Origin of the sequence: Actinoplanes sp. NPDC049548 (genome assembly GCF_040676695.1) — a bacterium.
Classification (GTDB): Bacteria; Actinomycetota; Actinomycetes; order Mycobacteriales; family Micromonosporaceae; genus Actinoplanes.
This window is the reverse complement of record NZ_JBFAPM010000004.1, coordinates 53,894-75,550: the sequence shown is the minus strand read 5'-3', so window position 1 is coordinate 75,550 and position 21,657 is coordinate 53,894. Positions and strand designations below refer to the sequence as shown.

The window sequence follows — 21,657 nt, the reverse complement described above, 5'->3', positions numbered from 1 at the left end:
GACCCTTGGGAACAGGGACGGAAAATGTCGGAGGGCGGGCGTAGCGTCGGCCACCATGACGACGACGGCGGTGGTGGCGGACAGCCTCGTAAAGACATACGGGGAGGTCAAAGCGCTCGACGGACTCCATCTGGAGATCCCGGAGGGCACGGTCCTGGGTCTGCTCGGACCCAACGGGGCGGGAAAGACGACCTGCGTGCGGGTGCTCACGACATTGCTGCGCCCCGACTCCGGCCGCGCGGAGGTCATGGGTATCGACGTGCTGCGTGACCCCAGACGCGTCCGCGCATGCATCGGGGTCTCCGGCCAGTACGCCGCGGTCGACGAATATCTGACGGGATTCGAGAACCTGGACATGGTGGGCCGCCTCTATCACCTGGGCCGGCGCCCGTCCGCCGACCGGGCCCGGGAGCTGCTCGCCCAGTTCCGGCTGGAGGACGCCGCGAACCGGCCGGTGAAGACGTATTCCGGCGGCATGCGGCGGCGGCTCGACCTGGCGGGTGCCCTGGTGGCCCGGCCGCAGGTGCTGTTCCTGGACGAGCCCACGACGGGCCTGGACCCGCGAAGCCGCACCGAGATGTGGGGCACCCTGGCCGACCTGGTCGCCGGCGGCACCACCGTCCTGCTGACGACGCAGTACCTCGAGGAGGCCGACCGCCTGGCGGACTCCATCGTGGTCGTGGACCGCGGCCGGGTCATCGCCCAGGGCACCGCCGACGAGCTCAAGTCCCAGGTCGGCGGCGAGGTGATCGAGATGGTGATCGCGGACCCGGCCCGGGTGCGCGACGCCGCCGACATCCTCGACCAGGTGTGCCGCGCCCACGTGAGCGTCGACGACCACACCCGCAAGCTGTCCGCGCCGGCCGACGGCAGTAGACCGGCCGCGATGGTCCTGGTCGAGGCGCTGCGCCGGCTCGACGAGAACAGCATCACCGTCATGGACGTCGGCGTACGCCGCCCCACCCTCGACGACGTCTTCCTGAAGCTGACCGGCCACGCGGCCGCCCAGGACGCCGACACCGCGTCGCCCCTCGAGAAGGAGACCGTGGCATGAACGCGATCGCCTCCGCCCTCGCCGACGGCGTGGTCATCACCCGCCGCAACCTACTGAAGATCAAGAGAGTCCCGGACGTCCTGGTCTTCTCGACGCTCTCACCCATCATGTTCGTCCTGCTCTTCGCGTACGTCTTCGGCAGCGCGATCCAGGTCCCCGGCGTGAACTACCGCGAGTTCCTGATGGCCGGCATCTTCGTCCAGACCGTCGTCTTCGGCGCCACCTGGACCGGCGCCAGCCTCGCCGAGGATCTGCAGAAAGGCATCATCGACCGCTTCCGCACCCTGCCCATGTCAGGCTCCGCCGTCCTGCTGGGCCGCACCGCCGCGGACGTCGGCATCAACGTCGTCACCTTTGTGGTCATGGCAGCGACCGGCCTCCTCGTCGGCTGGCGGATCCGCTCATCGGCGCCCGAAGCCATCCTCGCAGTGGTCCTGCTCCTCACCTTCGCGTACGCGATCTCCTGGATCATGGCCGTGGTAGGCCTGTCGGTCCGCACACCGGAGGTCGTCAACAACGCCAGCTTCATCGTCATCTTCCCGCTGACGTTCATCGCCAACACCTTCGTCCCGACCGACAACCTCCCCACAGTGGTCAAGGCCATAGCCGAATGGAACCCGGTCTCCGCAGTGACCCAGGCGGCCCGCGAGCTCTTCGGCAACACCAACCCGGCAGTCCCGGTCCCCGACACCTGGGCCCTCCAGCACCCGGTCATCTACAGCCTCATCTGGAGCGGCGCCGCCCTGGCGATCTTCATGCCCCTGGCCATCCACCAATACCGCCGAGCGGCCTCCCGCTGACACCGCCTGTTCCTGCGGTTACCTTCGCTGGTGGTCGCGCTCGTTCCTGTGGCCGTGATCGCCGCTGGTCGCGCCCGTCCCTGCGGTCATGGCCGGCGACGCTGCCGGGGCGTCATCCCTCGGGCCGCCGGTCGGCTGAGCTAGCGTGATCACGTGGATTCGGAGGCCGTTGCACCCGCGGAAGCCACCCGACCGTCCGCCGCGACTCGGCCATCAGGTGTAGCGGCCTCGTCGGAGGGTGTGGAATCCCCAGACGCAGCGGTGTCGGCCGGCGTCGCGGGACGATGGACCGTGCTCGCGGCGATCTCGGCGGGCGGAACGCTCGGTGCCCTGGCCCGCTACGGCATCTCCGCCGCCTGGCCGCACGACCCTGCCGGATTCCCGTGGTCCACCTGGACGATCAACGTCAGCGGCTGTTTCCTCATCGGCATCCTCATGGTCCTGATCGGCCGCTTCCATCTGCAGCAGCGCCTGATCCGCCCGTTCTGGGGTATCGGCTTCCTCGGCGGCTACACCACCTTCTCGACCGCAACCGTCGACGTACTCCAGGCCGCCCCCGCCACCGCGCTGATCTACCTGGCCACCACGCTGTCCGGGGCGATCATCGCCGTCTGGCTCGCCACTGTCCTGACCGAGGCCGTGGTGCGCCCATGACCCTGTTGCTCGTCGCGCTGGGTGCGGCGGTCGGGGCGCCCCTGCGGTACCTGACTGATCGCTATGTGCAGTCCAGACACGACTCCCGGTTCCCCTGGGGCACCGTCATCGTCAACGTCGCCGGCTCCCTGGTGCTCGGCTTCGTCGTCGGCCTGCCGGTTCCCGCCGCACTCGCCGCGCTGCTGGGCACGGGCTTCTGCGGCGCCCTCACCACTTACTCGACGTTCGGCTACGAGACCTTCGGGCTGGCCCGCACCGGCCAGCGATTCCTGGCCCTCGCGTACGCGCTCGGCAGCGTGCTGGCCGGCCTCGGCGCGGCCTCCCTCGGCTTCCTGGCCGCCCATGTGGTGGCCTGATACGACCGGTCCGACGATGACGTGGTGGGGGGCCATGTCGCTCTTGCGGCGGCGCCTCAGTGTGGGGGACCCGGCCGGCAGCGGGTCGTTGCGCCGCGGCGTCACCGTCGTCCTGTCTGGTGGGTGGGCTTCGGTGACCGTCGCTGCTGAGGCGCGCTCCGGCGACAGTTGCCGCTTCTGTCCCTCAGGCTTCACACTGCGGAACTCGACCCGGGCATCTCGGGCCGGGACCCGGAGCCCGCGCCGCATCTGCGGCGGCCCGACCTACCCGGTTTCGCGTAGGTATTTCGCGCGCTCCTGCGGCGTGAAGTCTCGGATGGTGCGCTGCGCGGCAAGGGTGAGCACGTCCTTGATGGGCCCGCACACCTCGCATGGCGTGATGCGGGCGTTGGCTTCGTGCAGCGTGATGAACTGCTGTCCGTCGGCGCTGAAGGCCAGTTGCTGGGCGCCGGTCAGATAGTCGAAGGTCAGAGCTTCGCCGGTGCCGTCGGTGTGCCACAGGCGCAGGGTGTCGTCGGTGCCGAGGGCGGCGATCAGCTTGCCGTCCGGGCTGAAGCTGAGCGCTCCGGGACTCCCGATGATGCCGGTGAGCACGACCGGGTCGTTGTCCCCGGCGAGGGTCCAGATCCGGATCGCTCCATCGTCGCTCGCGGTGGCCAGCAGCCGTCCGTCCGGGCTGAACCGAACGTGTTCGACGAATCCACCCTGACCCTTCAGCCTCCGCGGTGCCGAGCCGGCGAACGGGTTCCACAGCAGCATCTCGTTCGTGTCCGGTTCGTCCGGGGACATCGCCACCAGGGTGCCGTCGCGGTTGATCGCGATCGACCCTATTCCCTTGCTCCCGGCGGCAATCCGCCGGTCGCCGCCGCGCCACACGCGGACCCCGCCATCGCCGCAGTAGACGGCGAGCACCCGCCCATCGTCACTCACGGCAGGAAAGTTCGGGGTTATCAGGTCCGGGCGGCGCGGGCACTCGAGGACCGCCGGTTCGTCACCTGCTGCCGTACGCCACCAGTAGATCTGTTCGCTGTCGGTATCCGCGGCCGCGACGCTGCCTCCGCCTCTACTGATGGCGAGGCTCATCCCCTTGCCCGTCGGGCCATGGCGCAGTGTCATCGCGGTCTGCGGCGTTCGGGTAGGGAAGACCGAGATGGTGCCGGGTGTGGTGGACGCCGCGGTGAAGCCGCCGTCCTCGCTGAGCATCCCGGGTGAGGTGGGAAGGCTCACTGTGGCGGGGTCGGCCGCGGTGGTGGTGTCCCACACGCGCACGGTGGAGTCGTCGCTTGCCGAAACGAGCCGGCGCCCGTCCGAGCTGAACGCCAGATCATTCACGGGACCGTGGTGTCCGCGCAGGGTCAGTCCGCGAGTGGCGTCGGAGACGTTCCAGAGCTGGACGGTCCGCTCGCTCGTGCTCGCGGCGATGCGGCGTCCGTCAGGGCTGAAAGCTACGCTGGTGTATTCGGGATGCGGACTGTGGTAGATGCGCGGTCCGGTGCGCCCGTCGGCGGCCCAGACCATGACTCTCCCCCATCCGGCGCCGGCGATCCTGCGGCCGTCAGGGCTGACGGCCATGGAGACGAGGGGAAAACTCTCCGAATGACGGATCACGACCGGCGGTGCCGTCTCGACGACGTCCCAGATCCGCACGGCGCCACCAACCCGTTCCTTCGTGGAAAGGACCAGTCGTCCGCCAGGGCCGAAGGCCAAGCCTTGGGCCGTTCCCGTGTAGCGCAGTCTCGTCTGTGACCCGACTCGTGTGGTGTCCCATACGTGGACGTGCGCATCGGCCCCGATCGCGGCGACCCAGCGACCGTCCGAGCTGTACGCCATCGCGTCCGGGCCGAAACCGCCCGCGCGGAACGGCGGGTTCAGCTGCCGTGCCGTCCCCGGATCCCCCGGGCGCCACAACACGACGTGCTCTTGGGGCCCTGGACGGAGAATGGCCAACCGTCCGTCCGGGCCGAATTCGGGCTCTTTGCCCGGGAAGGGTGCGGTGACCGGCGGTGTCCGGCCGAACAGATCCCACACCTTGATGACACCGCTCCGGTCCGCGCTGGCGACCTGAGTGCCTTTGACATCGACAAAGGCCACCGGAGCTCGGTGAGCGTTCATGATGAACGTCGCGCGCGCGTCGGCCGTGGCCTGCCGTAGCACCGACTCGGTCTCCGCGTCCGGATGAACGCGGTACGCCCGTCCGGCGAGCAGCAGCGCCAGGTCCGGGTCGGCCATCCGCTCGGCCCGCGCACCGGCCGCCAGCTCCCGCGCCACGGCCCGGTCCCGCTCGGTCGAAGCCCGCCGTGCGGAGGCGACCGCGACGGCCGCCAGCACGCAGACGACGGACAGGACCGCGACAAGCCCGACGAACAACCGGCGTGTGCGACGCTGGCGCAGCCGCGCCTCACGGTCACGCAACGCGCGACTGGCTTCCAGGAACTCTCGTTCCGTTCCGGACAGGTCGATGATCTTGGCGTCGGCCGCCTCCTCTGTGGTGGACAGCCTCAGCCCTCGATAGAGCGCGCCGTCGTCTCGGCCCAGCGACTCCCAGGTGGCGACTGCCTCGGTGAGCTGGCGATGCATTCGTAACCCAGCGCGGCTCTCCTCGACCCAGCCGCGCAGGCGTGGCCACGCCCGGATCAGAGCCTCATGCGTGATCTCCACGCAATCGCGGTCGGTGCTGACCAGCCGGGCGGCCGTGAACGCCTCGATGACGGCCGGCGCCAGCTCGATCGTGCCCCACTCGGTTCGGCCGAGACGCCGACGGGTGATCAGCCCGTCCGACCCGACATCGACCATCCGTAGCAACACCCGCTGAGCAACGAGCCGTTCCCGCTCCGACAGCCGCTCATACGCTTGCTCGGCGGTGTGGGCCACCGCGCCGGCTACGCCGCCGGCCGCCTGGTAACCAGCCAGCGTGACCATCGCACCCTGACGGCGGTGCCACGCCTCCCGCAACGCGTGCGCGGCCAGCGGCAACGCACCCGGCGAATCACCCACCTCCGCCACGATCGTGGCTACCAGCGCACCCTCCACCCGGGCACCGCACTGCTCGGCCGGTCTGGTGACCGCCTCACGCAGCTGCGCTGGGCTCATTCCACCGATCAACACTTGCGAGTCCGCCAGCACCGCCAGCAGTTCCGGATACGCGGCGAACCGGTCGTAATGATCGGCGCGCGCCGCCAGCACGACCCGGGCAGGACCGTCCGGCTCCCGGCACATAGCCAGCAACGCGGCCACGAAGTCCGTCCGCTCGCCCGCGTCCCGGCAGCTCGCGAAGACCTCCTCGAACTGATCCACGACCATCAGGAGATCGACATCCGCGGGCACGTCGCGCAGACCTTGCCGGACCAGCAGAGGTGCTCGCGCCGGATCCTCGCGCAGCTCGTCCAGCAGCCCGCCGGCAGGCACGCCGGCATGCCGGCCCAACTGCACTGCCAGCTCCGCCATGGGATGGGCGCCCGGCGTCAACACCACCGCCGGCCCGCCGAAAGCCGGGACCACACCCGCCCGGACCACCGATGACTTACCGGCACCCGACGCGCCGAACACCGCCAGAAAACGCCGCTGCTCCAGCCGGCGCATCAAATCCTCGACCAACGCGGCACGCCCGAAGAACAGTTTGGCATCGCCCGGCTGGAACATCGCCAATCCCGGGTACGGCGACGGCCCGTACTTGTTCATCGCCTCCGGGTTCTCGGCCGGCGCCACGCTGAGCCGCTCCGCCTCCCGCCAGCGCCGCTCCCATTCCTCACGATCACCGTCACACGCGGCGACGTACGCCAACGTCACTTCCAATGTCGGCAACCGCCGCCCCGACGCCGCCGCTGACAGTGTCGCGACCGAGTAGTTCACCCGCGCGGCCATTTGCCGGTAACCCGGCTTGCCCGCCTTGTCCCGAAGCTCCCGCAACTCAGCTGCCAGTTGCTCGACCGGGCCGCCCAGTCCCTCCAGCGGCCGCTCCGGCCTCGGCATCCCGCCACCTCCCCTGAGACGGCTACCGCATCCATCGTCAATTATCGCTGCGTTGTCCAGAGTTGTTTGTCTGGCAGCCCCGAGCAGGGGCCAGACAACCTGCACACCGCTAGACACGACTCTCGTGGAGCGGCCAGGCCGAAGAGATCCGATAGTCGGTGCCGCGCCTCGGAATGGGGGAGAAGCTCGTGAGCATCAATCGTCTGGCACTTGTCGCTGCCCGGGCTGAGGCGCTCTTCGCCTCATCGGTGCCGACTGGCACGCAACTCGACCGCATCCAGCTGCAGGAGACTGTGGCTGCGACAGTGCGGGCCCGCGGCGGTGTACGCCACTGTGCAGCCGAGATGGCGGCCGTCTTCGGTGATCGACCTGAGGTCGCCGCAAGGCGTATGCGGTGGGCGCTGCGCCTCGTCGAAGCCGTCTACGGCTGCAACGCAGTGACTGTCACAGGTCGCTGAACGCCGGATGGCAGCCGGACTGCCCGATAGCCGGCGCCTCGCAGGGCCTGGCGAGCGTGCCGTGAAGGCTCGGGTGTCGATCGCGGTGGGACTTACGGGGGTCTGCCGCGGTCGACACCCGGAACGGTCGCCCAACCGCTCGCGGGACCGTCACGGCCGCCGGGAACGTGGTTCGCCGATCGCGTCAGTTTCGCCGCGAGAGCAGCTCTCCCATCGCCTTGTCGGTGAGCGGCTCGGCGAAGTAGTAGCCCTGACCCAGCTCGCAGTTCCCGTCCGTGAGCTCGCTCAGCTGCCCCGCGTCCTCGATGCCCTCGGCGATCGTCGACAGGCTGAGGGCCTGCCCCAGCTGGATGATGCCCAGGGTCAGGGCCGCCGCGGCCGGGACGTCGCCGACGTCGTCGACGAAGCTCTTGTCGATCTTGATGATGTCGACCGGGAAGCGGCGCAGGTACGCCAGCGACGAGTAGCCCGTGCCGAAGTCGTCGATGGCAAGCCGTACGCCCAGCTCCTTGATCCGCTCGAGCTGACGCAGCGTCGTCGGGCGGTGGTCCACGAGCAGTGACTCGGTCAGCTCGACCACCAGGCGGTCCGCCGGGAGGCCGCTGGTCTCCAGGGCGGACGCCACCACGTCGGGCAGGTCCGGCTGGTCGAGCTGGACCGCCGACATGTTGACGCTGACGCTCAGCGGGCGCTTGCCCTCGCGGCGGGCGTTCCAGGCGGCGGCCTGGCGGCAGGCTTCGCGCAGCACCCATTCGCCGATCGGCACGATCATGCCGGTCTCCTCCGCGAGCGGGATGAAGTCCAGCGGGGGGATCATGCCGCGGTCCGGGTGCTGCCAGCGGACGAGGGCCTCCAGGCCGGTGATCTCGCCGGTGCGCAGGTGCACGATGGGCTGGTAGCGCAGTTCGAACTCGTGGCGGACCACCGCGCGGCGCAGGTCGGCCTCGAGCTGGAGGCCGGCCTGGAAGGAGGCCTGCATCGCCGGTTCGAAGATCTCGAGGCGGTCCTTGCCCTGCTTCTTGGCCTGGTACATGGCGAGGTCGGCGCGGACCATCAGCTCGTTGGCGTCCTCCAGCTCGCCGGGGGCGCTGTACGCGACGCCGATGCTGCAGCTGACGAACGTCTCCTTGCCGGCGAGCACGAACGGTTCCCGCAGGGCCTGGAGGATGCGCTCGGCCACCGGTTCGGCCTCTTCGACGCCGTACGCCATCGGCAGCAGGACCGCGAACTCGTCGCCGCCGAGGCGGGCCGGGGTGTCGCCCGGGCGCAGGCAGTCCCGGATGCGTTCGGCGACCCCGACCAGCAGGACGTCGCCGGCGGCGTGGCCGAGGGAGTCGTTGACGACCTTGAAGCGGTCGAGGTCGACGAAGAGGACGGCAGTGCCGGTGCGTGCCTCCCCCGCCTGGGCGAACGCCCGCTCCATCCGGGTGAGGAACAGGGCGCGGCTGGCGAGGCCGGTCAGCGAGTCGTGGAACGCCTGGTTCATCGCCGCGAGGGTCTGCGCGTCGGTCAGCGCGAGGCTGACGTGTTCCGCGAAGGCGCGGAGGATCTCCTGCGACGGCTTGTCCCAGTGCCGCGGGCCGGTGTACGTGCCGACGGTGAGGCAGCCGACGACCTCGCCGTTCTCGTGCACCGGCACCGCCATGACGGCCTTGAGGTGGGAGCGGACGTCGGGGATGGCGATCGGGCAGTTCTCGTAGTCCTCGACCATGACGAGCTCGTCGGCCATGACGCAGAGACCGGCGACTCCCGCGGAGACGAGCGGGATGCGCTTCATCTTGGGCAGGATGTCGGGCTTGAAGCCGACGCTGGAGACCATGCTGCCGACCGACGGGTCGTCCTTCTCCAGCAGGTTCAGGGACGCCATCTCGAGGTTGAGCAGCTCGGCGGCGGAGAAGGTGATGGAGTCGAGGATCTGCTGCAGCGGGGCGCGACGGGCGATGAGCCGCTGGATGCGGCTCAGGTGTTCGAAGAGGCGCTGGCGTTCCTGCAGGGAGTCGGCGAGCCGGCCGTTCTCCTGGACCTGACGGCGTTCCGCCTCGATGACGTGCAGCGCCTGCAGGCTCAGTTCGAGCACCCGGGCCATGCCGCGCAGCAGGCAGATCTCCTCGTCGGAGAACGATCCCTGACGGCGGCCGAGGACGAGCAGGCCGCTCGCCGGGCCGGTGATGAAGGCGTGGGTGATCGCGTACCGGTCGCCGGCGAGCTCGATGGTCTCGGCCCGGTCGGCGGCGGCGTCCTGGAGCGCGGCCATCGGGACCTGTTCGGCGCGCAGGCCGACGGAGGCGACCACGCCGGAGTCGATGATCAGCACCGCGACGTCCGCCTCGAGGGCGCGCGCGGCACACTCGACGGCCGCGTACTGTGCCGCGGGTCCGTCCGGCCGGTCAGCGACGGCGGAGAGGAACTCCGTGAGTTGCTGCGTTGCGAGCATGCCCATGACCTCGTCTGTCGGTTTGGGGCCGGGCGAGATGAGCCTTTTCCCTGACCGTTTTGGTCAGCGGCCCCGGGTGGCGGGTCGCTGAGAGCGGGGCGGAGCGGGCGTACGGGGCTCAGCGGCGCCCGAGCTCACACCCTCGGTCATGATCCGGGCAGCTTTTCCGGGCATTCGGGCACAACCTTCGTCCCGATTCGTCACGCGGTGAGATGATATTGAGCGCGCCGGGCCCGTGGCCAAACGGGCAGAGACACAACAAATCCGCTTGCTTTGTGATGGGGGCCACAGGTTTCCCCGGTGTTAGAAATGGTCCACGGCAGGCGCGATCACGGCGACCGCCTCCGATGGGGCGGCCGGAGGTGCGGATTGAATGCGGAAGAACGGCAGCATCAGATCGTCGCCCTGGCGCGGCGTCTAGGAGAGGTGGACGTCGCGAAACTGTCCGCCGAGCTGAGCGTTTCCGCGGAAACCATCAGGCGGGATCTGCGACTGCTGGAAAAGCACGGTCTGCTGCGGCGTACGCACGGCGGCGCGTATCCGGTGGAGACCGCGAAATTCGAGACCGACCTCGCGATGCGCACCACGCGCGGGGTCCCGGAGAAGCGACGGATCGCCGCCGCGGCCGCCGGCCTCATCGGCGACGCGGAGACGATCTTCATCGACGAGGGCTTCACCCCGCAGCTCATCGCCGAGGCGCTGCCCGCCGACCGTCCCCTGACCGTGGTGACGGCCTCGCTGAACACCGCGGCGTGGCTGTCCACGAACTCGCCGGTCACCGTGCTCCTGCTCGGCGGCCGGGTCCGCGGCCGCACGCTGGCCACGGTCGACCACTGGGCCAGCGGCATGCTGGCCGGCTTCGTCATCGACCTCGCCTTCGTCGGCGCCAACGGCATCTCCCGTGAGGTGGGGCTGACCACTCCGGACCCGGCCGTGGCGGACGTGAAGGCGCACGCGGTGCGCGCGGCCCGCCGGCGGATATTCGCCGGCATACACACGAAATTCGGCGTACGCACGTTCTGCCGATTCGCCGAGATATCCGATTTCGAGTCCCTGGTCACGGACACCGGGTTGCCCGCGTCCGAGGCACACCGCTATTCCCGGCTCGGCCCCCAGGTCATCCGCGTCTGAAAACGCGAACGTCGCAGTTGAAGATTCCCGCTCGGTTTTTCGCATGTCTTCAATCGGAGGATCCGCTGTGCAAAAAACAGGAAAGAAATTCTCATTGTTGATGGCCGGTGCGGCCGCCGGCGCACTCGTGCTCTCCGGCTGTTCCGGTGCCGGTTCGACCGGTGGCGGCGACTCCGCCGACAAGACGATCACCGCGCTGATGGTCGGCAACCCGCAGATGGAGGACATCCAGAAGCTGACCGCCGACAACTTCACCAAGCAGACCGGCATCACGGTCAAGTTCACGATCCTCCCGGAGAACGAGCTGCGCGACAAGGTCACGCAGGACGTCGCCAACCAGGGCGGGCAGTACGACGTCGCGACGGTGGGCGCGTACGAGGTGCCGATCTGGGCGAAGAACGGCTGGCTGCACGAGCTGACGACGCAGGCGAGCGCCGACACCGCGTACGACACCGGCGACCTGATCAAGCCGATGGTGCAGTCGCTGACCGGCGACGACGGCAAGATGTACGCGGCGCCGTTCTACGGTGAGTCGTCGTTCCTCATGTACAACAAGGAGATGTTCGAGGCCAAGGGCCTCACCATGCCGGAGAAGCCGACCTGGGCGCAGGTCGCCGAGTTCGCGCAGAAGCTGGACGACAAGAAGAACGGCGTGGCCGGCATCTGCCTGCGCGGGCTCCCCGGCTGGGGCGAGCTCTTCGCGCCGCTGACCACCGTGGTGAACACGTATGGCGGCACGTGGTTCGAGAAGGACTGGACGCCCAAGGTCAACTCACCGGAGTTCAAGGAAGCCACGAACTTCTACGTCAACCTCGTCAAGCAGTACGGCGAGTCGGGCGCACCGCAGGCCGGCTTCACCGAGTGCCTGAACACGTTCGGCCAGGGCAAGGCCGCCATGTGGTACGACGCCACCTCGGCCGCCGGCACGCTCGAGGACGAGAAGGCCTCGAAGGTCGCGGGCAAGGTCGGCTACGCGTACGCGCCGGTCAACAAGACGGAGTACTCCGGCTGGCTGTGGACCTGGGCGTGGGCGATGCCCAAGACCACCAAGAAGGCCGACGCCGCCTGGAAGTTCATCTCCTGGGCCACGAGCAAGGACTACGAGCAGCTGGTCGGCAAGAACCTCGGCTGGTCGCGCGTCCCGTCCGGCAAGCGCACCTCGACGTACTCGATCCCGGAGTACAAGGAGTCCGCGAAGGCGTTCGCCGACATCACGCTCGGCTCCATCGAGAACGCGAACCCGCAGAACCCGGGTCTGCAGCCGCGGCCGGCACTGGGTGTGCAGTTCGTCGGCATCCCGGAGTTCGCCGACCTCGGCACCAAGGTGTCGCAGGAGGTCAGCGCGTCCATCGCGGGCAGCAACACGGTCGACAAGGCGCTGACCGACGGTCAGAAGCTCGCCGAGGACGTCGCGAAGAAGTACAAGTAGTGCCTTTTCCCGGGTGCGCCGTCGCAGCGGTGGCGCACCCGGCCCCCACCGGAAGGCTCGACCGAGATGACTGACGTCATTCACCGGGCGGAAGACAGGACCGACACACCCCCGCCGCACACCCCCGCGCCCGCCAAGGGCGGCGCCCGGGAGCGCTGGGTCCGCCGCGCCCCCCTCCTGCCCGCGCTCATCTTCGCGATCATCGTGACCCAGGTGCCGTTCCTGGTCACCATCTACCTGTCCACCCAGAGCTGGAACGCCCTGCGCCCGGGCGCGCGGGAGTTCGTCGGCATCGACAACTACGCCACCGTGCTGACCGACAGCCGGCTGCAGTCCGCGCTGGTCAACACGGTCGTGTTGACCGCGGGGGCGGTCATCTTCTCGATGGTCCTCGGGCTGGCGCTGGCCGTCCTGCTGGACCGCAAGTTCGTCGGCCGGTCGGTGGTCCGGACGCTGCTCATCACCCCGTTCCTCGTGATGCCGATCGCGGCGGCGCTGCTGTGGAAGCACGCGATCTACAACCCGGCGTACGGGCTCATCAACGGTCTCTTCGGTGGCTCGACGGACTGGATCTCGTCGTACCCGAAGGCGGCGGTCATCACGACGCTGGTCTGGCAGTGGACGCCGTTCATGATGCTCATCCTGCTGGCGGGTCTGCAGTCGCAGAGCGAGGAGGTGCTCGAGGCGGCCCGCGTCGACGGCGCCAACGCCTGGCAGATCTTCACCCGGATGACGATCCCGCACCTGCGCCAGTACCTGGAGCTCGGCGCCCTGCTCGGCTCCATCTACCTGGTCAACACGTTCGACTCGGTCTTCAGCATCACCCAGGGCGGTCCCGGCACGGCGACCACCAACCTGCCGTACGAGATCTACCTGACCACGTTCCGCAAGTTCGAGTACGGCGAGGCGTCGGCCGCCGGCGTCATCGTGGTGATCCTGACGATCATCGTGGCGACGTTCGCGCTGCGCGTCATCTCGAGCCTGTTCCGGATGGAGGAGGGCCGATGAGGACCCGGTGGAGCAACACCGTGTGGGGAACGGTCGCCTGGGCCGCGGGGATCATCTTCGTGTTCCCGGTCATCTGGATGGTGCTGACCAGCTTCAAGCAGGAGCAGGCGGCGGCCAGCAACCCGCCGTCCTGGGTGTTCACGCCGACGTTCGACCAGTACGCGCAGGTGTTCGACCGCAACATCACGCCGTTCCTGCTGAACTCGCTGATGGCGAGCATCTTCTCGACGCTGTTCGTCGTCCTGCTCGCGACGCCGGCGGCGTACGCCCTCTCCCTGCGTCCGGTGGCGAAGTGGACGGACGCGCTGTTCTTCTTCATCTCCACCAAGATGATGCCCGCGGTGGCCGCCCTGCTGCCGGTGTACCTGCTGGTGAAGAACCTGGGCATGCTCGACAACGTGTGGACGATGGTCGTCCTCTACACGTCGATGAACCTGCCGCTCGCGGTCTGGATGATGCGCTCGTTCCTGCTCGAGGTGCCCCGCGAGGTGCTCGAGGCGGGTGAGGTGGACGGCGCCGGCCTGCTCACCTCGATCCGGAAGATCATCCTGCCGATCGTCTCGCCCGGCCTGGCGGCCACGGCGCTGATCTGCTTCATCTTCGCCTGGAACGAGTTCTTCCTCGCGGTCAACCTGACCGCGACGAACGCCGGCACGGCGCCGATCTTCCTGGTCGGCTTCATCTCCTCGGAGGGCCTGTTCCTCGCCCGGCTCTGCGCCGCGGCGACGCTGGTCTCCCTGCCGGTGCTGGTCGCCGGCTGGCTGGCGCAGAACAAGCTGGTCCGCGGTCTGTCGATGGGAGCGGTCAAGTGAAGGCAGCGGTGGTCGTCACGCCCGGCACGATCGAGATCCGGGACGTCCCCGACCCCGTCTGCGGTCCGCAGGACGTGGTCGTCCGGCCCGCCGCGGTCGGGATCTGCGGTACGGACCTGCACATCATGGACGGCGAGTTCGCGCCCGCCTTCCCGATCATCCCGGGGCACGAGTTCGCCGGGGAGATCGTCGAGGTCGGTTCCGCGGTCAACGGGTACGCGGTGGGCGACCAGGTGGCCGTGGACCCGTCGCTGTACTGCGGCCACTGCTACCAGTGCAAGCGGGCGCGGGGCAACCAGTGCGAGAACTGGAACGCCATCGGGGTCTCCAGGAGCGGCGCCGCGGCCGAGTTCGTCGCCGCGCCGATGGCCAACCTGTTCAAGCTCCCGGCCCACCTCGCCGCCCGGGACGCCGCGCTGATCGAACCGCTGTCCTGCGCGGTCCGCGGCTTCGACGTCCTGCCCCGGCGGATGGCCGACACGTTCCTCATCTACGGCTCGGGCACGATGGGCCTGATGATGCTCGAGCTGGCCAAGCGCGCCGGTGCGGCGACCGTGTCCATGGTGGACCTCAACCCGGAGCGGCTCGAGACGGCGAAGCGGCTGGGATGCTCGGCCGCGGTCACCGACGCAGGGGAGCTGGACGCCCCACGCGGCTGGGACGTCGTCATCGACTGCACCGGTGCGGCCGCCGCGATCCGCGACGGTCTGGGGCGGGTCGGCCGGGGCGGGACGTTCCTGCAGTTCGGGGTGTCCGCGTACGACGCCCGGGTGGAGATCGAGCCGTACGAGATCTACCGCCGTGAGATCACGATCACCGGTTCGATGGCGGTGCTGCACAGCTTCGACCGGGCCGGCGAGCTGATGGCCGCGGGCGTGCTCGACCCGGAGATCTTCGTCAGCCACCGGTTCCCGCTGTCGCGCTACGCCGAGGCGCTCGCCCAGTTCCGCGCGGGCGTCGGCAGGAAGACCCTCATCGAGCCGTAGCCATCGTGCCATTCTTCTCACTATCGGTTATTTGATGGTCACAACTTGTTGATGGATCGCCGCCGGGGGTCTCCAATGGAGCGGTGCCTTCGCCACCCTCCCCGGCGGCGAGACGCCTCGGTGGCGCGTCCGTCCTCTTCCTCGCCCTCGCCGCGGCCACTCCGCTGACGGTCGTCACCGCCGTCGTCCCGGGTGCGTACGCCGACAGCGCCCTCCTCGCCCTCCCGCTGCTCTTCCTCGCTCTCGGCCTGCTCCTGCTCACCTTCACGGCCGGCTACACCGCGATGATCCGCCGTGGTCCCGGGCCCGGGGCGCTGTACTCGTTCATCGCCCGAGGCCTGGGCCGCCCGGCCGGCGTCGGCGCGGCATGGCTCGCCCTGCTGTCGTACAACGCCCTGCAGATCGGTCTCTACGGGGTGGTCGGCGCGGCGATCGCACCCCTGGCCCGGGTGGAATGGTGGGTGGCCGCCGGCGTCTGCTGGGCCGTCGTGGCGGTGTGCGGGATGGCCGACCTCGCCCGCACCGCCTGGCTGCCGGCGGTGCTCGTGCTCGCCGGCATCGTCGTGGCCACCGCGTACGCCGCCGCGAACGTGCTGGACCCGGCGGGTGGCCGGATCGCGTGGACGGCGCTGGATCCCGTACGCCTCGCCGACGTCTCCCGGCCGGTGCTCGGGTTGCTGCTGGTGGCCGGCGCCTTCGCCTTCGTCGGCGTCGAGACCACGGCCGCGTACGCCGAGGACGTCCGGGCTCCGCGCCGCGCGACCGCCCGCGCCGCCGTCCTGTCCGTCCTGCTCCTGACCGTCCTGTACGCCGCGTCGAGCTGGGCGATGACGGTCGCCGCGGGCCCCGGCCGGATCATCGGCGCGGCGACCGCCCGCGGCCCCGAGCTCGCCTTCGACCTGGCGGCGGCTCGGCTCGCGCCGTGGGCCGTGACGCTGGGCCGCGGCCTCGTCGTCGCCGGCCTGCTCGCCGCGATGCTGGCGCTGCACCACACCATCGCCCGCTATGTCGTCGCGCTCGGCCGGGAACGGGTGCTCTCCGCGGGGCTCGCCGCGCCCCGGCCGGCCTCGTTCACGCAGTGCCTGGCCGCGGGCCTGGTGATAGCCGTGTGTGCCGGGCTCCACCTGGATCCGGTGGAGTCGCTCGGCCGCCGGCTCGCCGTCGGTGGCGCCCTCGGCGTTCTGCTCCTGCTGCTGGGCACGTCGCTCGCGGCGCTGCTGTTCCTCAACCGTCATCCGGCCGGGGAGGGGGTGTGGCGCCGGTTCGTGGCTCCGCTGGCGTCCACCGTGGGGTTCGGGGCGCTGGCATATCTCGCGTACCTGAACTTCCCGGGCCTTGTCGCCGCAGCCCTGGCCACCGTCCTGCTCGGCGTGATCTTCGCGCTGGTGCTGCGGTCGGTGCGGCCGGTGACCTACGCGGGCATCGGGCTCGGCGGCACGGCGGTGGTGGTGGCGCCGTCGACGCTGACCGTGCCGCATCCTCGATCGCCCGGGGCACACCGGCCGGAGCGGGTCAATCGCCTCGCCGGGTAGCGGCGGCGTCGTCGCCGAAGAACTCCTGGATCTGGGTGAGGGTCAGGTAGCCCTGCTGCTCGACCTCGCCCTCGTCCGGCGGCAGCGGCTTTCGGGTGACCTCGACCTCCTGGTGCTCGGGCAGCTCCGGCAGGGGTGGGACCGGCGGCAGCTCGCCCAGCCCGATCGCCTCGCGGATCACCTCGAACATCCCGGTCACCTCGCGGACGGCGAGGGGGAAGAGCTCGGCCGGTCGCCGGCCTGCCGTGGCCGGCGCGGCGCACGTGAAGTTCGCGCGGACCTTGCCGCGCACCTTGCGGATGTCGGCGCTCGGCCGCAGATGGTCCAGGTGGCCCTCGGCGACTATCCCCAGCTCGCATTCCGGTACGCCGGAAGCCCGCCACCACTGCCGCCACCCGGGATCCGCGTCCAGTGTCACGACGACGTGCTGCAGCGCCACCATGTACGCCTGGGGAGCCCGGCCGTCCACCGTGGTCGTCCCCATGTGCGGGTGCAGCCAGCACGGCTGCCGGCCCCAGAGCTCCATCACGGCATGGTGGCATCACCTTTGCCCCGAGTCGGTGCATATGGGACTGGCGCGTCCGGGTGGTCCGTCAGGCCGCGGCGGCGTCCAGCAGCGCGGCTGCCAGGGTGCGGGCGGTGACCGCCGCGGCCGGGCTGCGGTCCATGCGGGCGCCGGCGGTGGAGCCGTCGTACAGGATCACCATCTGGGCGGCCAGTGCCTCGGGATCCTTCGCCCCGGCCTCGCGGGCCAGGTCGGTGAGGAGCCGGCGGGTCCAGGCGCGGCTGGCGTCGCTGACCTCCTGGACGACCCCGCCCGGAGCCGATTCGGCGCTGGCGTTGTAGAAGGCGCAGCCCCGGAAGGTGGGGTCGGCGGCCATCTCGGCCAGTGCGTCGAAGACGCCGAGCAGCCGGTCGCGAGGGGCCTCGTGGCGTTCGACGGCGGCGAGGATGCGCTCACGGCGCCGGCGGTGCCGGTCCTCCAGGTACGCCCGGATCAGCCCGTCCTTGCTGCCGAAGCAGCTGTAGAGCGAGGCCTTGGCCACGCCCGCGCGCTCGATCACGCGGTCGATGCCGACAGTGTGCACGCCCTCGGCGTAGAACAGCTCGTCGGCCGCGGTGAGCAGCCGGTCGCGAGCCGACGGCTTGCGACCGCTGCCGGGTGATGCGGAGGACATGCGATTGACGATAACAGACAGACCTGTCTAGTGTCGGGCTGCACCAGACAGACCTGTCTGTTCGTCAACGGGAGTGTCATGACCACCGCACCAGTTCTCCTTCGCGAACCGAGACGCCTTTCCCCCTCCGCCGCTTTCGCAGGGATCGCGGCGATCCTCGTGGCGTTCACGGCCGCGTCCAGCGCCCCGTCCCCGCTCTACGTCGTCTACCAGGAGCTCTGGTCCTTCTCGGCGGTCACCTTGACGGTCGTGTTCGCCGTGTACGTGGTCGGCCTGATCGGCGCGCTGCTCGTGCTCGGTGCCCTCTCCGACCACGTGGGGCGGCGGCCCGTCCTCGCCGCCGCGATCGCGCTCGAGGCCGTGGTGCTCGTGCTCTTCCTCGCCGCGGGAGACGTCGGCGTGCTGCTGGCTGCCCGTTTCCTGCAGGGCATCGCCACCGGCGCGGCCCTGACCACGCTCGGGGCGACCCTCGTCGACCTCAACCCCGCGCACGCCCCCGGCCGGGCGGGTCTGATCAACAGCATCGTCCCCCCGGCCGGCCTGGCGCTCGGCTCACTCGGCACCGGAGCACTGGTGCAGTACGCCCCGGGCCCCACCCATCTCGTCTACGCGCTCCTGCTCGCCGGCATGGCCATGGCGGCCGGCGTGGTGCTGCTCATGCCGGAGACCGCCGCCCGCCGCCCGGGTGGCGTGCGGTCGCTGCTGCCGCGGCTCGGCGTACCGGCGCGGCTGCGTGCCGACGTGTTCGCGCTCGTGCCGATCATCGTGGCGAGCTGGGCGCTGGGCGGGCTCTACCTCTCCCTCGGTCCCTCCGTGGCGGCCGGCGTCTTCGGGCTGGCCAGCCATCTCGTCGGCGGCCTGGTGGTGACCCTGCTCTGCGGAACGGGCGCGGTGACGGCCTTCGCGCTGCGCGGCCGACCCACGCGGTGGGTGCTGACGATCGCCGGCATCCTGCTGACCGCGGGTACGGCGGTGGCCCTGCTGGCTGTCCAGACGGGATCGGTCGGGCTCGCCGCCGCCGGCACCGTGCTGGCGGGCGTGGGCTTCGGCGCCTCGGCGCTGGCCTCGTTCAGCACGTTGGCGGTGCTGGCGGCGCCCGCCGAGCGGGGTGAGCTGATGGCCGTGGCGCTGACCGTCGCGTACCTGGCCTTCAGCCTGCCGGCGGTGGTGGCGGGGTTCGCGGCCAGGTCGTTCGGGCTGCACGCGACCGCCCTCGTCTACGGCCTCGTGGTCGTGGCCCTCGGCGCCACGGCCCTGGTCGCCCAGCGGTCGCGCCGCGCCTGAGCGGTCCGCCTCTGCTCTTTCGGGGACGCCCCGGCGTGGACGGCTGTCATCCGGCCGCCCACGCCGGACCATATGGGGCGAATCCACAGGAAAGGCTGGGCATGAGAAGACTTCTCGCGGTCGCCGCGTCCCTCGCACTGGTGCTGGGCGGTGCCGCTGCGGCCTCCGGGGCGCCGGCCGAACCGTCCACCGACCGGGCCGCCGGGCACACCGCCATCGGCTGGGCCCGATGCGACGACCCCGCCCTGCGCGAGCGCAAGGCCGAGTGCGGCTTCCTCAGCGTGCCGCTCGACTATGCCCACCCGGCCGGCAAGCGGATCAAGCTGGCGGTCTCCCGGATCCGGCACACCGTGCCGGACGACCGGTACCAGGGCGTCATGCTGGTCAACCCGGGTGGCCCCGGCGGCTCCGGGCTGGTCCTCTCGGTGCTCGGCGAGTTCGTCCCGCACGGGGCGGGCGCCGCGTACGACTGGATCGGGTTCGACCCGCGCGGCGTCGGTGCCAGCCGGCCGGCGCTGGCCTGCGACGGCGACTACCTCGGCTACGACCGGCCGCCCTACGTGCCCACGAGCGCGGCCATCGAGACCGCGTGGCTGAAGCGGGCGAAGGGCTACGCCAAGGCCTGCGAGCGCAGCGGCGGGGACCTGCTCGACCACCTGCGCACCGTCGACTCGGTCCGTGACATGGACAGCATCCGCGCGGCGCTCGGGGCCGAGAAGATCAACTTCTACGGCTTCTCGTACGGCACGTACCTCGGCCAGGTCTACGCGACCCGCTACCCGGACCGGGTGCGCAAGATGGTCCTCGACGGCAACGTCGACCCGTCGCGGGTCTGGTACGACGCCAACCTCGACCAGGACGTCGCGTTCGACCGCAACATCAAGATCTACTTCGGCTGGCTGGCGCGGCACCACGACGTCTACCACCTCGGCCGTACCGGGAAAGCGGTGGAGAAGCTCTTCTACCGCGAACAGAAGAAGCTCATCGCGAAGCCGGCCGGCGGCGTCATCGGCCCGGACGAGCTCTCGGACGTCTTCCTCCAGGCCGGCTACTACGTCTTCGGCTGGGAGACGGTGGCGTCCGCGTTCTCGGCGTGGGTCAACGACCGGGATCCGCAGCCGTTGAAGTCGCTGTTCGACGAGGGCAACCCGCAGGAGGACGGCGCCGACAACGGGTACGCGATCTATCTCGCCGTGCAGTGCACCGATGTCCGCTGGCCGGCGTCCTGGCAGAAGTGGCGGGCGGACAACTGGCGCGTGCACCGCAAGGCGCCGTTCGAGACGTGGGGCAACGCCTGGTACAACGCGCCCTGCCTCACCTGGCCGGCGAAGGCGGGCGACCGGGTCGCCGTGACCGGCCGGGACGTCCCGCCGATCCTGCTGATCAGCGAGACGCTGGACGCGGCGACGCCGTTCTCCGGCAGCCTCGAGGTGCGCAAGCGGTTCCCGCGTGCGGCCCTCGTCGAGGGCGTCGGCGGCACCACCCACGCCGGCTCGCTCTTCGGCAACGCCTGCGTCGACGACACGATCGCCGACTACCTGGCCACCGGCAAGCTGCCGAAGCGGGTGAAGGCCAACACGTCGGACAAGCGCTGTGCACCGCTCCCGCAGCCGACGCCGTCCGCGGCGGCGACCAAGCGCGCCGAGAGCGCCGGCCGGCTCAGCCGCGCCGACCTGCAGGAACTCATCGCCGCTCGCTGAGCGCGGCCCGACCCCTGTCCCGGCTGCACGGGACAGGGGTCACACGGCCGCCGAGGTCGTGGCCGGTCCCGGGCCGGGTAGGATCGAGATCGCGAAGGGGAGTAGCTCCCAACGTCGTGGTCGACATACTGATCCGCCGGGCCTCATGCCGGCGCATCCGGCCACGCGGCCTCGGTCCCGCCGGGGCGAGCGAGACCTTCGACTTGGCCAGTTCCGCATGGCCGGGTCGAGGTCGCCCTGCGCCCGAACCCCGGTCCGACACCCACCGGGAGTTCACCTTCCATGGACGGTTTCCTCGTCGCGACGGCGGTCAGCTTCGCCGTCATCTTCGTGGCCGAGCTCGGCGACAAGTCGCAGCTCATGGCCCTCACCTTCGCCACCCGCTTCCGGCCCCTGCCGGTGCTGATCGGCATCACGGTCGCGACCGCGGTGGTGCACCTGGTCTCGGTCGGCATCGGGTACGGCCTCGGCGCCACCCTGCCCACCGGCTGGATCTCCCTGGTGGCGGGCGTGGCCTTCCTCGCGTTCGGCGCGTGGACGCTGCGCGGCGACCACCTCACCGAGGACGAGAAGACCAAGGCCGAGCGCTCGACGGGATCCGCGATCCTCGCCGTCGGTGGCGCCTTCTTCCTGGCCGAGCTGGGCGACAAGACCATGCTCGCCACCATCACCCTGGCCACCCAGTACGGCTGGTTCGGCACCTGGCTGGGCTCCACCGTGGGCATGGTCGCCGCCGACGCCCTGGCGATCCTGGTGGGCCGCCTGCTCGGCCGGCACCTGCCCGAGAAGGTCATCAAGTACGGCGCGGCCGCCCTCTTCGCTATCTTCGGCATCTGGCTCCTCGTGGAAGCCTTCATCGAGCTGCGCTAGGA

At 70.3% G+C, this 21,657-nt stretch carries 18 protein-coding genes; 14 read left to right on the top strand and 4 right to left on the bottom strand.

Annotated features, from left to right (window positions below; translation table 11 throughout):
- The first annotated feature begins 55 nt into the window (after positions 1–55).
- The 4 genes from AB0J80_RS10165 (at position 56) to crcB (ending at position 2,864) form a co-directional block, all read left to right on the top strand.
- A complete protein-coding gene (locus AB0J80_RS10165) occupies positions 56–1,054 on the top strand; it encodes an ATP-binding cassette domain-containing protein (RefSeq protein ID WP_364702814.1) in 999 nt (332 codons plus the stop codon).
- Positions 1,051–1,854, top strand: a complete 804-nt coding sequence (locus tag AB0J80_RS10160; protein ID WP_364702811.1) for an ABC transporter permease — start codon at positions 1,051–1,053, stop codon at positions 1,852–1,854. Before AB0J80_RS10165 ends, AB0J80_RS10160 begins: the two co-directional genes overlap by 4 nt.
- A gap of 240 nt (positions 1,855–2,094) precedes the next feature.
- A complete protein-coding gene (locus AB0J80_RS10155; RefSeq protein ID WP_364702808.1) occupies positions 2,095–2,508 on the top strand; it encodes a CrcB family protein in 414 nt (137 codons plus the stop codon).
- A complete protein-coding gene (gene crcB / locus AB0J80_RS10150) occupies positions 2,505–2,864 on the top strand; it encodes a fluoride efflux transporter CrcB (protein WP_364702805.1) in 360 nt (119 codons plus the stop codon). Before AB0J80_RS10155 ends, crcB begins: the two co-directional genes overlap by 4 nt.
- 264 nt (positions 2,865–3,128) lie before the next feature.
- Here the strand turns inward: crcB and AB0J80_RS10145 are convergent, their stop codons facing one another.
- A complete protein-coding gene (locus AB0J80_RS10145; protein ID WP_364702802.1) occupies positions 3,129–6,833 on the bottom strand; it encodes a hypothetical protein in 3,705 nt (1,234 codons plus the stop codon).
- 188 nt (positions 6,834–7,021) lie between these two features.
- On the opposite strand from AB0J80_RS10145, the gene AB0J80_RS10140 reads away from it, so the two are divergent.
- The gene (locus AB0J80_RS10140) at positions 7,022–7,291 is read left to right on the top strand and encodes a hypothetical protein (RefSeq protein ID WP_364702799.1); all 270 of its coding nucleotides are present in this window, start codon (positions 7,022–7,024) and stop codon (positions 7,289–7,291) included.
- A 184-nt stretch (positions 7,292–7,475) separates the two neighbouring features.
- Here the strand turns inward: AB0J80_RS10140 and AB0J80_RS10135 are convergent, their stop codons facing one another.
- Entirely contained in the window at positions 7,476–9,725 is a 2,250-nt protein-coding gene (locus AB0J80_RS10135) for an EAL domain-containing protein (protein WP_364702796.1), read from the bottom strand.
- A 369-nt stretch (positions 9,726–10,094) separates the two neighbouring features.
- Here AB0J80_RS10135 and AB0J80_RS10130 point away from each other — a divergent pair, with 369 nt between their 5' ends.
- The 6 genes from AB0J80_RS10130 (at position 10,095) to AB0J80_RS10105 (ending at position 16,623) form a co-directional block, all read left to right on the top strand.
- Positions 10,095–10,856, top strand: a complete 762-nt coding sequence (locus tag AB0J80_RS10130) for a DeoR/GlpR family DNA-binding transcription regulator (RefSeq protein WP_364702794.1) — start codon at positions 10,095–10,097, stop codon at positions 10,854–10,856.
- Positions 10,857–10,956: 100 nt separating this feature from the next.
- Positions 10,957–12,285 (top strand): sugar ABC transporter substrate-binding protein, encoded by a 1,329-nt coding sequence (locus AB0J80_RS10125; RefSeq protein ID WP_364702791.1) that lies wholly within the window; start codon positions 10,957–10,959, stop codon positions 12,283–12,285.
- 66 nt (positions 12,286–12,351) lie between these two features.
- Entirely contained in the window at positions 12,352–13,293 is a 942-nt protein-coding gene (locus AB0J80_RS10120; protein ID WP_364702788.1) for a sugar ABC transporter permease, read from the top strand.
- The gene (locus AB0J80_RS10115) at positions 13,290–14,105 is read left to right on the top strand and encodes a carbohydrate ABC transporter permease (protein ID WP_364702786.1); all 816 of its coding nucleotides are present in this window, start codon (positions 13,290–13,292) and stop codon (positions 14,103–14,105) included. The genes AB0J80_RS10120 and AB0J80_RS10115 overlap by 4 nt, the downstream gene beginning before the upstream one ends.
- Positions 14,102–15,091: a zinc-dependent alcohol dehydrogenase family protein gene (locus tag AB0J80_RS10110; RefSeq protein WP_364702783.1), complete on the top strand. Its 990-nt coding sequence runs from the start codon at positions 14,102–14,104 to the stop codon at positions 15,089–15,091. The genes AB0J80_RS10115 and AB0J80_RS10110 overlap by 4 nt, the downstream gene beginning before the upstream one ends.
- Positions 15,092–15,174: 83 nt before the next feature.
- Positions 15,175–16,623 carry an APC family permease gene (locus AB0J80_RS10105; protein ID WP_364702781.1) on the top strand — a complete coding sequence of 483 codons (1,449 nt, stop codon included), beginning with the start codon at positions 15,175–15,177 and terminating at the stop codon, positions 16,621–16,623.
- Here the strand turns inward: AB0J80_RS10105 and AB0J80_RS10100 are convergent.
- Together AB0J80_RS10100 and AB0J80_RS10095 are read right to left on the bottom strand one after the other, a co-directional pair.
- The gene (locus tag AB0J80_RS10100; RefSeq protein ID WP_364702778.1) at positions 16,604–17,149 is read right to left on the bottom strand and encodes a hypothetical protein; all 546 of its coding nucleotides are present in this window, start codon (positions 17,147–17,149) and stop codon (positions 16,604–16,606) included. The genes AB0J80_RS10105 and AB0J80_RS10100 overlap by 20 nt on opposite strands.
- A gap of 67 nt (positions 17,150–17,216) precedes the next feature.
- Entirely contained in the window at positions 17,217–17,801 is a 585-nt protein-coding gene (locus tag AB0J80_RS10095; protein WP_364702775.1) for a TetR/AcrR family transcriptional regulator, read from the bottom strand.
- 159 nt (positions 17,802–17,960) lie between these two features.
- Between AB0J80_RS10095 and AB0J80_RS10090 the strand changes: the two genes are divergently transcribed.
- From AB0J80_RS10090 to AB0J80_RS10080, 3 genes are all read left to right on the top strand, one after another.
- Positions 17,961–19,085, top strand: a complete 1,125-nt coding sequence (locus AB0J80_RS10090) for an MFS transporter (RefSeq protein WP_364702772.1) — start codon at positions 17,961–17,963, stop codon at positions 19,083–19,085.
- Between the two features lie 101 nt (positions 19,086–19,186).
- Positions 19,187–20,785 carry an alpha/beta hydrolase gene (locus AB0J80_RS10085; protein WP_364702769.1) on the top strand — a complete coding sequence of 533 codons (1,599 nt, stop codon included), beginning with the start codon at positions 19,187–19,189 and terminating at the stop codon, positions 20,783–20,785.
- A 282-nt stretch (positions 20,786–21,067) separates the two neighbouring features.
- Positions 21,068–21,655: a TMEM165/GDT1 family protein gene (locus AB0J80_RS10080; RefSeq protein ID WP_364702766.1), complete on the top strand. Its 588-nt coding sequence runs from the start codon at positions 21,068–21,070 to the stop codon at positions 21,653–21,655.
- The last annotated feature ends 2 nt before the right edge of the window (positions 21,656–21,657 follow it).